This is a genomic window from Rheinheimera mesophila, assembly GCF_000986865.1.
In the GTDB taxonomy this organism is placed as follows: Bacteria; Pseudomonadota; Gammaproteobacteria; order Enterobacterales; family Alteromonadaceae; genus Pararheinheimera; species Pararheinheimera mesophila.
Genome location: NZ_LAVS01000016.1, coordinates 46,258 through 57,930 on the forward strand (window position 1 = coordinate 46,258; position 11,673 = coordinate 57,930).

General features: G+C 47.9%; 12 protein-coding genes. 6 read left to right on the plus strand and 6 right to left on the minus strand.

The features are described 5' to 3' along the window. Positions 1 to 40: 40 nt before the first annotated feature. From SD53_RS08100 to SD53_RS08110, 4 genes are all read left to right on the plus strand, one after another. On the plus strand, positions 41 to 778 hold the full coding sequence (locus tag SD53_RS08100; protein ID WP_046519726.1) for a 1-acylglycerol-3-phosphate O-acyltransferase: 738 nt from the start codon (positions 41 to 43) through the stop codon (positions 776 to 778). Between the two features lie 4 nt (positions 779 to 782). After that, positions 783 to 1,181 carry a ribonuclease E inhibitor RraB gene (gene rraB / locus SD53_RS08105; protein ID WP_046519727.1) on the plus strand — a complete coding sequence of 133 codons (399 nt, stop codon included), beginning with the start codon at positions 783 to 785 and terminating at the stop codon, positions 1,179 to 1,181. 198 nt (positions 1,182 to 1,379) lie between these two features. Beyond that, positions 1,380 to 1,541 carry a YezD family protein gene (locus tag SD53_RS18195; protein ID WP_068226353.1) on the plus strand — a complete coding sequence of 54 codons (162 nt, stop codon included), beginning with the start codon at positions 1,380 to 1,382 and terminating at the stop codon, positions 1,539 to 1,541. A gap of 147 nt (positions 1,542 to 1,688) precedes the next feature. Then, a complete protein-coding gene (locus tag SD53_RS08110) occupies positions 1,689 to 2,753 on the plus strand; it encodes a sulfate/molybdate ABC transporter ATP-binding protein (RefSeq protein ID WP_046519728.1) in 1,065 nt (354 codons plus the stop codon). Here SD53_RS08110 and SD53_RS08115 read toward each other — a convergent pair. Next, positions 2,750 to 3,559, minus strand: coding sequence for an isocitrate lyase/PEP mutase family protein (locus SD53_RS08115; protein ID WP_046519729.1), 810 nt, complete (start codon positions 3,557 to 3,559; stop codon positions 2,750 to 2,752). The two genes, SD53_RS08110 and SD53_RS08115, sit on opposite strands and share 4 nt — an antisense overlap. A 1-nt stretch (position 3,560) precedes the next feature. Between SD53_RS08115 and SD53_RS18595 the strand changes: the two genes are divergently transcribed. Both SD53_RS18595 and SD53_RS08120 read left to right on the plus strand, forming a co-directional pair. Next, complete coding sequence (locus SD53_RS18595) at positions 3,561 to 3,959, plus strand: hypothetical protein (RefSeq protein ID WP_125060857.1); 399 nt, start codon at positions 3,561 to 3,563, stop codon at positions 3,957 to 3,959. A gap of 56 nt (positions 3,960 to 4,015) precedes the next feature. Beyond that, positions 4,016 to 5,305, plus strand: a complete 1,290-nt coding sequence (locus SD53_RS08120) for a dicarboxylate/amino acid:cation symporter (RefSeq protein ID WP_046519730.1) — start codon at positions 4,016 to 4,018, stop codon at positions 5,303 to 5,305. A 17-nt stretch (positions 5,306 to 5,322) separates the two neighbouring features. Here the strand turns inward: SD53_RS08120 and cysW are convergent, their stop codons facing one another. The 5 genes from cysW to SD53_RS08145 all read right to left on the minus strand — a co-directional run. Further along, on the minus strand, positions 5,323 to 6,207 hold the full coding sequence (gene cysW / locus SD53_RS08125; protein WP_046519731.1) for a sulfate ABC transporter permease subunit CysW: 885 nt from the start codon (positions 6,205 to 6,207) through the stop codon (positions 5,323 to 5,325). Continuing rightward, positions 6,204 to 7,046 (minus strand): sulfate ABC transporter permease subunit CysT, encoded by an 843-nt coding sequence (cysT, locus tag SD53_RS08130; RefSeq protein WP_046519732.1) that lies wholly within the window; start codon positions 7,044 to 7,046, stop codon positions 6,204 to 6,206. The genes cysW and cysT overlap by 4 nt, the downstream gene beginning before the upstream one ends. 76 nt (positions 7,047 to 7,122) lie before the next feature. Next, positions 7,123 to 8,121 carry a sulfate ABC transporter substrate-binding protein gene (locus SD53_RS08135; protein WP_046519733.1) on the minus strand — a complete coding sequence of 333 codons (999 nt, stop codon included), beginning with the start codon at positions 8,119 to 8,121 and terminating at the stop codon, positions 7,123 to 7,125. 89 nt (positions 8,122 to 8,210) lie between these two features. Beyond that, positions 8,211 to 10,619: a TonB-dependent receptor gene (locus SD53_RS08140; protein ID WP_082101821.1), complete on the minus strand. Its 2,409-nt coding sequence runs from the start codon at positions 10,617 to 10,619 to the stop codon at positions 8,211 to 8,213. A 316-nt stretch (positions 10,620 to 10,935) separates the two neighbouring features. Then, on the minus strand, positions 10,936 to 11,673 hold a 738-nt coding region (locus SD53_RS08145; RefSeq protein ID WP_046519741.1), incomplete at its 5' end, for a trans-sulfuration enzyme family protein.

Consider the following 11,673-nt stretch of genomic DNA (forward strand, 5'->3'; position numbering starts at 1 on the left):
CGTTATACTCGGGCCCTTGTAAACTACAGGGGCCTTTTTTGTGTTAGCCATTATACGTCTGGTGCTGGTCGCCATTTTTATTGTATTCAGTGCCTTAGTGGGTTTGCTGATCTGTCTGGTTCGTCCTTTTTATGTCCCGAACGTCGCCTTATTTTCCAGTTGGTATGGCTGGGCGGCCTGGATTTTTGGTTTAAAAGTGGAAGTGCGTCAGGCGCCAGAAGTGACTGCTGCTATGCCCTGTGTGTTTTTAGCCAACCATCAGAATAACTACGATTTATTCACCATCAGCAAAGCCTTGTTACCAGGCACTGTCACCATCGGCAAAAAAAGCCTGAAATGGATCCCGTTTTTTGGTCAGTTGTATTGGCTCAGTGGCAATATCCTGATCGACAGAGCCAATAAATCCAAAGCGGTCGGTACTATGCAAGGCGCAGTCGATCGGATAGTGCAAGACAAGGTATCGGTCTGGGTCTTTCCTGAGGGCACCCGTAGCTATGGCCGTGGTTTATTACCTTTTAAAACCGGCGCTTTTCATATTGCCCAGCAAGCCAAAGTGCCGCTGGTGCCTATCTGTATGAGCAGCACCACTAAAGTCAGCCTGAACAAATGGAATAATGGCAGAGTGATTATTGAGATTTTGCCACCTATCCAGCCTGAAGGAACTCCCGCCCGTGAACTGGCTGAAACGGTGCGGCAACAAATGGCAGATAAAATTAAGCAGCTTGATAGCGAAGTGGCAACCGACTACACTGCCGACTCATTGACTGTCACGGGGTAATATCATGGAAAACTGGCAAGAATTTACTGAAGACACTATAGCTGCACTGATGGAAGATGGCAGCGATCCGGATGCGGAATACACCATCGAACACCATTTTTACCATGAAGATTTTGCCCGCTTAGAAAAACTGGCAGTGGAAGTCTTTAAATTAGGTTACGAAGTGACAGACGCTGAAGAAGTTGAATTTGAAGAAGGTGGCACCGCCTGGGTGTTCGACGCTATTCGTGAACAATCGTTGGACGGCGCCAGCATCACAGTAGATGCGATCAAACTGGAAGCCTTAGCGCAGAAGTTTGGCGTGGAATACGACGGCTGGGGCACCTACTTTGAAGGTGGCGAAGACGAAGACGGCGACTTCGATGATGACGAAGACGACGGCGACGATGCTCCACGTCACTAAGTAAAAGCTGTTTTTAGCTATTCAGATCTCTACTCTGTTGGGATCAAACAAAAAGGCCAAAGCGAAAGCTCTGGCCTTTTTCTATTGCAGTCTTATATTTCCTTTTCGTATAACCTTGCTACTTTAAAGTATTTTAAGTTATTAGTTAGCTCTGCTTTAATGCTTAAAGACATATAGATGTCCTTAAGGAGAACAGAGATGGCGGCAAAAGAAGTGTCTGCAGATTTGCTGAACCAACTGCTCGATAAACTGGAAAAGCTGGTTGGCCGGGTAGAGTTTGGTTCCATTGAACTGGTGTTTCATCAGGGCAAATTAGTGCAGCTGGAAAAAAACGAAAAATTACGTCTGGATAAACCTTAATCTTACCGGTTCAGACTGTGTCCCTCAGTGAACCTGCCCGTCGTACTTGAAACTGCTTCAGCGCACCGGACCACCGGATCTGAAGTGATGTTGAGCCACTCACACAAAGACTTTGTGCTGGCTACAACCTGAACTCAGAGCGCTACTATGAGCATCCGTATAGACCAGATCAATAAAAAATTTGGTGACTTTGTTGCCGTCGATAATGTCAGTTTATCCATTCAGACCGGTGAATTAACCGCCTTACTTGGCCCTTCAGGTTCAGGTAAAACCAGCTTGTTACGTATTATTGCCGGCTTAGAACAAGCTGATAGCGGCAGCATCCATTTTGATGATTTGGATATCAGTGCCCGCCATGTGTCGGAACGTGGTGTAGGTTTTGTGTTTCAGCACTATGCCTTGTTTAAGCATATGACTGTCTATGAAAATGTGGCTTTTGGTTTAACAGTCAAGCCGAAAAAGCAGCGTCCTGCGCCTGAGCTTATCCGCAAAAAAGTGCAGCATTTATTAGAGCTGGTGCAACTGGACTGGACTGCCGACCGTTATCCTTCGCAGCTCTCAGGTGGTCAGCGTCAGCGTATTGCATTAGCCCGGGCTCTGGCGGTGGAACCTAAAGTCTTGCTGCTCGACGAGCCTTTTGGTGCTTTGGATGCCAAGGTCAGAGCTGAATTACGCCGCTGGTTAAGGCGATTGCATGATGAAATTCATGTCACCAGCGTGTTTGTCACCCACGATCAGGAAGAAGCACTGGAGGTGGCGGACAAAATTGTCGTGATGAACAAAGGCCGGATTGAACAACAAGGTTCACCAGAGCAAGTGTACGACAACCCGGCTAATCCATTTGTGTATGAATTTTTAGGCAATGTGAATTTGTTCCACGCCCGGGTGAAACAAGGCAAAGCTGAGATAGGCCAGCTATCGGTGGCTTCACCTGAATTTACCAACGAACAGGAAGAAAGCGGTTTTGCTTATGTGCGGCCGCACGAAATTGACGTGTTGTTAAATCCGGCCGACGAAGCGCTGGAAGCGAAAGTTGATCTCATCACCATAGTAGGCCCCAATGTCCGGCTGGAGTTTTTAGCCAAAGACAGCCAGCAACTGATCCATGTCGAGCTGGCCCGGGATAGGTTTAAACAACTGGGGTTATCATTAGGTCAACAAGCCTGGGTGAAGCCGCGTTATACCAAAGTCTTTTTGGGCGAAGGGATTTAGCGGACCCAATCAGCAAAAGGCTGGCTGAACATGGTATTGAGTGCAGCGTAATCTAAAGCCTGAGCTGCAACTGGGTTCTGTTGTAAAAAACTCCATACCGCCTGCTGATATGCCTGATAACTGCCGAGAAATAAAGCCGGCCCCGCGCTTAAGCGTTTCACTCCGGCTCGAGTTAAATCCTGTAATGTGGCGCCTTCAGGCCAACCCATCAGGTTTAAAGGCAAGGGGCTAGCTCGACTTAGCTCTGTCACCAGAGCTAAGTCTGCTAAACCAGGGATAAAAGCGCCATCCGCGCCTGCCGCCTGATACAGCTTAAGTCGTCTGATACACTCAGTCACAGCCTCTGGCCCGGTTGCCAGTTGCGTCAGATAGATGTCTGTTCTGGCATTGATAAACAACATCTGCCTATCCAGACGCTGACGGCAACTGCGAATTTTGGCCGCCAATAGTTCTGGTGCGCCGGTTCCGTCTTCGATATTCACCCCGGCCACCCCCAGCTCTGCCAGTTGCAATACCAGGCTGGCTACTTGCAGTGGATTATCGCTGTACCCCTGTTCTATATCCACAGTAAAAGGCACTTGACTGACTCGTAGGATCCGCTGCACCGCTGCTAACAATTCGGCGATCGGAAGCTGTTGACCATCAGCGTAGCCCAAAGACCAGGCCAAAGCTGCGCTGGATGTGCCAATGGCTTTGGCCCCTTGCTGCTGTGCCAAGACCGTACTGGCTGGATCCCAAATGTTAATCAGTAATAACGGGTCTGGCTGTTGATGCAAAGTAAAAAACGGTTGGGCAGAGGTGTTCATAGTGGAGCTCCGGTTTTATATCTGGAACCATGCTAAAGCAGATCCACAATCTCGTCTGGCCGCTTCCGGCCCTGATAGCAAAAAAAAGCCCCGCCGAAAAGTTGGCGGGGCACTCTATGGGGTAGTCACTGAAGTCGGTGAAGACTGTGGACCACAAGCAACAGGACAAGGAATAGAACGTAGCTGGGGTAGCGCATCCTGCACTCTACGAATTTCGTATCCATACAACAACCAGAGTAGTTACCGCTTCTCGCTGACGGTGAGTTACGGCAACAGACTTAATTTATTAGATCAAAACGTTTGTGTAAATATTATTTATATTCCAAAAGTGAATATGTTATTTGGGCTACAACCCAACTCCAGTCATGCTGTTTTTGGTTCTTACTTAGAACTGAACTGAATTGGTCCGAATTCGTATAGCACTTATAATGCCCGGCTATTTTTTTGGGATTTATTATGAAAAACATCAATTTAAAATTTGCGCTTTGGCAGCAGGTTCTGCTTGCCATGGTACTGGGTGCTATTGCGGGTTTGGTCTTAGGCACTGATGCGCTGCTGTTAAAGCCTCTGGGAACTGCCTATATCAATGCCATTAAAATGTTAGTGATCCCACTGGTGTTTTTTAGTTTGATTTTGAGTGTCACCTCACTGGGGCAAGGCAAAGGTTTAGGTCGTATTGCCACTAAAACTGTTGGCTTGTTCTTATTGACGGCGCTGATGGCCAGCCTGATAGGGCTTGCAGTTGGCACCGCCTTTCAATTTAATACGGACCAGAATTTAGTCGCAGCACAAGTGACGGAAAAAGTCATACCTCCTGTCAGTCAGGTGCTGGTGGACTTAATACCGGCCAATCCAATCGCCGCTATGGCGCAGGGCCAGGTGTTACCTGTGATGTTATTTGCCATTTTGTTGGGGCTGGCGCTGCGCAATATAGGGGAAAAGGGCGCGGCTATGCTTGTGGTGGTGCGCTCTGGTGCCGACATGATGTTTGAAGTGACCCGTCTGGTATTGCTGTTTACCCCTGTCGGGGTATTTGGTTTGATCGCCTGGGTGGTCGGTACTTATGGCCTCGAAATGCTGCTGCCGCTGGGCAAATTTATTCTGGCTATTTATGTTGGCTGTTTGCTGCATATCAGCCTGACCTATGGTGGTTTTGTGCATTTTTTCAGTTCGATGAAAGTCACTGACTATTTTAAAGCCATTTTTCCGGTGCAACTGGTTGCCCTCAGCACCTGTTCCAGTTACGCCACTTTACCTGCCAGCTACAAAGCTGTGACTGAAGATCTGAAGGTCTCCAAAGACTACGCGGGTTTTGTCTTACCTTTGGGCTCGACCATTAATATGGATGGGTGTGGTGGTATATATCCGGCAATCGCCGCGATTTTTATCGCCAACTTATATGGTATTGAGCTGCAGTTTGTCGATTATCTACTGATTGTAGGCACTGCCACGTTAGCTTCATTAGGCACGGCTGGTGTGCCTGGTACAGCGCTGGTGATGCTGACAGTCACCTTAACTGTCGTAGGTTTGCCGCTGGAAGGTATTGCCTTTATCGCCGCTATTGACCGTATTGTCGATATGATCAGAACCACCACCAATGTCACAGGTGACACTATGGTGGCTTTAGTGGTGGCTGAGCAGGAAGGCTTGTTAAACGCAGCAGCGACTGAGGAGAAGCTGCAAGACGACACAGTGTTTGCCAAAGCTCTGGCTGAAACTCCGGTTAGCTGCGATATTCGCAGCTAACCGGCATCAGGTACGGGTTAACGCGATTGAGCTGCGGCTAAATCTTTAGCCGCTTTATACTCAAGCAAGGATTTCAGCAAGAGTGTCACTAACGCCAGTAACGCCAGTAAAGAGGAGACAGCAAAAGCGGCGGCAAACTGGTATTCGTTGTATAAAATTTCAATATGCAGCGGCATGGTATTGGTTTGCTCGCGGATTTTCCCCGATACGACACTAACAGCGCCAAACTCACCCATAGCTCGGGCGTTGGCTAAAATCACGCCATACAGCAAAGCCCATTTCACCGAAGGCAGAGTGACACGGAAAAAGGTTTGCCAGCCGCTCGCGCCCAAAGTTAAAGCCGCCTCTTCCTGCTCCCGGCCTTGTTCCTGCATCAATGGAATGAGCTCGCGGGCAACAAAAGGAAAGGTAATAAAAATAGTGGCCAGCACTATACCGGGTACAGCAAACATAATACGAACATCATGGTCCATCAGCCACTCACCTAAATAACCCCGGGCACCAAAAATCAGCATCAGGCTTAAACCTACAATCACAGGCGAGACGGCTATTGGCAGGTCGATTAAGGTGATCAGCAACTGCCGGCCTTTAAACTGAAATTTGGCGATAGCCCAACTGGCGGCCAGACCAAAAATTACGTTACAGGGCACGGCAATAGCGGCAGCTATTAAGGTCAGCTTGATAGCATGTAAAGCGGCAGGTTCGCTGATTGACGCCCAGTAGAGTTCAGCACCCCGGGCAAAAGCTTCGCTAAACACAATAATCAGCGGCAATACCAGAAATAAAGCTAAAAATATCAAGGCTATGCTGGTTAATAACACACGAACCCACAAAGGCTCAGTGGTGGCGTTACGCAAAGTGGCGGCTGCCGGATGGGATAAAGAAACCTGGAGACGACTCATGCTTTAGCTCCATGCCTGTGATTGCTCCAGTGTTGAAGCAGGTTAATCAGCAATAATAAAATGAAGGAAATCAGAAGCATCACAGTGCCGAGGGCGGCAGCACCTGCATAATCAAATTGCTCTAAACGGGTCATGATGAGCAGGGGCGTAATTTCAGTTTTCATTGGCATATTGCCGCTGATAAAGACCACTGAACCGTATTCGCCGACGGCACGGGCAAAAGCCAGAGCAAAACCTGTCAGTAACGAGGGCAACAAAGCGGGGAATAAAATACGGCAGAAGGTTTGTAAGCGGCTGGCACCTAAACTGGCGGCTGCTTCTTCAATTTCTTTTTCTAAATCTTCCAGCACAGGCTGCACTGTACGCACTACAAAAGGTAAACCGATAAAAATCAGCGCTAAAGTTACCCCTAAAGGGCTGTAGGCGGCTTTGATACCCAAAGCGCTTAAATGCTGACCAACCCAGCCGTTGGGTGCATAGATGGCGGTTAAGGCTATGCCCGCTACTGCTGTGGGTAAAGCAAAAGGCAGGTCGACTAAAGCGTCTATCACCTTTTTGCCAAAGAAGTGGTAGCGCACTAACACCCAGGCCACTATTAAACCAAACATCAGATTGACGGTTGCTGCAATAAAAGAGGCGCCAAAGGTTAGCTGATAACTGGCAATAGCTCTGTCGCTGGCAATCACTTTCCAGAATTCTCCCCAACTTAACGTCAGGGTCTGACCAAGTAATGCTGCTAAAGGCAGCAGTACAATTAAACTTAAATAAAAGGTGGCAAAACCCAAAGACAAACCAAATCCGGGTAATACAGTAGGTTTCAGCCAATATGATTTTTTCAAAACAAGGAACCCCTTTTGTGGTTAAACAACAAAAAGCGACAGCTCAATACTGTCACCTTTTGCTCATCCGAAAGGCTTAGTTATAAATCTGGTCAAACAGGCCACCTTCGTCAAAGTGTTCTGGTTGCGCTTTTTGCCAGCCGCCAAAGTCGGCAATAGTCACCAGCTTCAGTTGTGGGAACTGTGTGCTGTACTTCGCTGCAACTTCTTTGTCGCGGGGTCTGTAATAATGTTTGGCGGCTATTTGCTGACCTTCTTTGCTGTACAGATACTGCAGATAAGCGGTGGCGACTTCAGTGTTACCTTTGGCTTCTGCGTATTTATCGACCACAGCCACAGAGGGCTCAGCCAGAATAGACAAAGACGGTACAATGATTTCAATTTTATCTTTGCCTAATTCATTCACCGCTAAAAAGGCTTCGTTTTCCCATGCCAGCAATACATCGCCTATGCCACGTTGGACAAAAGTAGTAGTTGAGCCACGGGCGCCTGAATCCAGCACGGGCACGTTTTTAAACAGCTTGCTGACGAAGTCTTTGGCCGCATCTTCTGAGCCATATTTTTGTTCGGCATAAGCCCAGGCTGCTAAATAGTTCCAGCGGGCACCACCTGAGGTTTTTGGATTCGGCGTGATCACCTCCACCCCTTCTTTCACCAAATCGTCCCAGTCTTTGATATTTTTCGGATTGCCTTTGCGCACCAGAAATACGATGGTAGAAGTGTAAGGTGCGCTGTTGTCGGCTAGACGGCTTTCCCAGTTTTCAGGTAGCAGTTTGCCAATCTTCGCCAGTGGGTCGATATCGCCGGATAAAGCCAAAGTGACCACATCAGCTCTCAAGCCATCAATCACAGAACGGGACTGGCTACCAGAGCCGCCGTGTGACTGTTCAATTTTGACGCTATCACCGGTTTTTTGCTGCCAGTATGCTGAAAAGGCTTTGTTGTAGTCACGATACAATTCGCGGGTTGGGTCGTAGGATACGTTGAGCAAAGTTACTTCTTTGGCTGCGACTTGGCCACTGAGTGCAAGCAGTATACCTAACACTAAGGCTTTGGATTTTTGTAAAGAATTCATAGTTTCACCTCTATTCTTACCAGTTGATTTTTGGTCTCACCAGCATTGCCAGAGAGAATGAAGCCACTACAGAGTGGCTTCAGATCCGATTAAAATTCTGTTTTGACTCTCAGGCCTATATTGCGAGGGTCACCTGGATGGCCATAAATAGCCCCAGAGTTACCCGCCTGAATACTTAAAAAGCTCAGGTAGTCCTCGTCAAAGGCATTACGGGCATAGAGAGACACGTCAGTGCCACCGTCGGAGCGGAAACCTAAACGCAGATTGGTCAGGGTCGAGGCATCCACCTCAAGATACTTAGACACCGATGAATCTGAGTTCCACTTGGAGCGGTAGCTCAGATCTGCGGCAAAGTACAACTCACCAGAGACAGAACTGATAGTGGCAGGGTGAACATATTCACCGCCCAATGAGCCTGTATTTTTTGAAACACCAGGTAAATCACGGCCACTTAAATCAAAGGCTTCGGTGGTGCCAGTTAAAAACTCTAACGGCGGAGGACCATTTTTAAATGACTCGTACTGGCCGTCCGTGTAAGCGTAGGTAAAATATGTACTAAACGATTCATTCACTAGAATACGGCTGTCAATTTCAATACCACGCACTGACACTTCTTCAATATTGGCCAGGTAACCTCTCAATGAGCCTGGACCTGAATCCACTACGTTAGCCTGATAATCTGTCACTTTAGTATCGTAGACCGCCAGATTGAGCGTGATATGACGATCAAGAAATTGAGATTTTAAGCCCAGTTCCACAGTTGTAGATTTTTCCGGGTTAATAACAGCACTGACCAAAGAAGGGGCACCTGCTGCATCTGTTGGTATACCAGCGGCGTTAATACCACCAGATTTATAACCACGGGCAATGTTCAGGTAGGTCAGGTGATCATCGGTGAAGTCATAGGCGATATTCAACTGCCCTGTAGGGCTGGAGTCTTCAAAGTCTGCCTGATATTTCTGGTTACGGGCTATACCATTTTTAGCGCTGATTAACGCAGGATCGGTGGTAGCTAAACCGCCACTGACCACTTGAGTAAAGTCACCGGATTTTTCTTCTTTGGTGTAACGTACACCCGGAGTAATACGTAAATCATCACTCAGATGGTAAGTGGCCTGAGCAAAAATGGCATACGAATCGGTGTCTGAATACACTTTGGTATTTGAAGTATAGCCATCCAGCAGATTTTCCGGCACAGCGCTACGGATCAGCCACTTGGCACCATCTGCGCCCCATTGCTCAGTCCCCGTGGTTTCAATATCCTGACTGAAGCCATACAGACCTATCACCCAGTCCAGATCGTTTTGACCTGTGGAAGCTAAACGGAACTCCTGGCTCCACTGATCCTGCACTGAAGGATTATTTGACTTGGTACGAACGGCCAGCGCTGTATAATCACGATCATTTTGGGGGGTCCAATCCCACGCCCTGACGGCACTGATTGAAGTAAATTGCAGATCACCCAGCTCCCAGTTCACCGTGGCTGAAGTGCCTTTAATGATTTGGCGAGCCTGGATAGGAGAGTTCACATCCACCAGACGATCATAAGGGTTTAAGCTCGGAGGTGCATAATCAAACAGTGCGGCTAAAGCAGGAAACTGAGAGGCGGCAGAGCGAGCAGTTGGTCCATATTTAACAAAGACCTGCGTATTGGCATTTGGATTCTGATAGGCGTAGTCTGCGGATAAACGCACATCGATATCGTCAGTTGGTGTAAACAATAACTGGCCGCGTAATGCTTGACTGTTGGTATCGTTTTGTTTAGTCCCTGACGTTACGTTGTATAAAGTACCATCACGTTTAGTGCTGGACGCGCTGAAACGGCCAGCAACTTTTCCATCGACTAAAGCACCGGATACAGTGGTTTTACCCTGCAGGAAGCCATCTTCACCCAAAGAGAGTTCAGCACGACCTTCAGGCGTAAAAGTTGGCGCTCCTGTGGTTAAACTGACCGCACCTGCAGTCGTATTTTTGCCAAACAAAGTACCTTGTGGTCCACGCAGTATTTCAACTCGTTCAATATCCAGTAGATCTACGACCGCAGATCCAGGACGAGCGTAATAGACTTCATCGACATAAATACCAACGCCTGATTCCAGGCCGTCATTCGTCAAGCCAATCACACTACCTAAACCCCTGATAGTCAGTGCTGTATTGCGAGGGTTTGAAGAGATTAACTGTAAACTTGGCTGTAGGCGGGTCAGTTGCTCCGTAGAGTAAGTTCCGGTTTGTTCCAAATCTTTTGCTGTGACGACAGAGATAGAAATAGGCACATCCTGTACGTTTTCTTCCCGGCGACGCGCTGTTACTTTGATGACTTCCACTTCCTTGTCTGCGCCTAAATCGGCAGCCGCTTCATCGGCTTGCAGTGAGCTTGAAAAACTCAGAGCTAACAAGGCTGTAATACCTGCTGCGGTAGCCACAGGCTTTAAGGTTTTAAATTTATTGGTTGGATGTAAGCGTGATTTGCTTACCGCTCCGTAGTATTGACCTGACATCAGATTCTCCAAAAGTTTTTTGTTAACTTCCGGCGCTCCGGTCAGTTTTTCTTCATTGTTTTCCTGGTTTTTTTATCGGAGTTTAAGTTGTGGTTGCTCCGATCCTGTCGGCATAACGATAAAATCAATTTAGCCGTCTGGACGCTTGAGATGAATGTAGAGGATATTTATATTCTTAAAAAGAACGAAATTCGTATTTGATAGTTCGTAAAGGAATAAAGGGCGGAGCTGTTCGCTCTAACCCTCTTATAAAAGTCGATAATCGGCCTAATGCGGGTACAAGATAGCTGGATCAGAGCCAAGGCTCTGATCCAGCTTATAACTTCGACAGGGCCTGAGCCAAGTCGGCTATTAAATCATCCGCATCTTCCACACCTATACTCAGGCGCACCAGATTTTCCGTGACTCCGGCTTTTTGCCGGTCTTCTGCGGTCATAGCAGCATGAGTGGTGCTGGCTGGGTGACAAGCTAAACTTTCGACGTCACCCAGGCTGACTGCCTGCGCGAAGAGTTGCAGGTGATTTAAAAATACCGCAGCTTTAGCAAAACCACCTTCGATATCCACAGCCACCATGCCACCAAAACCACTGGCAGTGTCAGCAATCGCCTGATGGCCCGGATGACTGGCGTGACCCGGATAATAGACTTTGGCTACTTTAGGATGAGCGACTAAAAAGTCAGCCACTTTACGGGCGTTTTCGATATGAGCATCCATCCGCAAGGTCAGGGTTTTTACACCCCGTTGCAGTAAATACGCTTCCTGCGGGCCTATAGGCGAGCCTATATGCTTGAGCGCCACAGTATGGATTTTCTGCATCAGCTCGCTGCGTCCGGCCACTATGCCGGCGATAATATCGCCGTGACCAGACAGATACTTGGTGCCGCTGTGCATCACAATATCAGCACCAATTTCCAACGGGCGAAATAAATAAGGCGTTAAAAAGGTATTGTCACAAATCACCAAAGCGCCGACTTTACGGGCCGCTTCAACCACAATACGGCTGTCGATCACTTTTAAGGTGGGGTTGGTGACAGGTTCAAATAACACTACTTT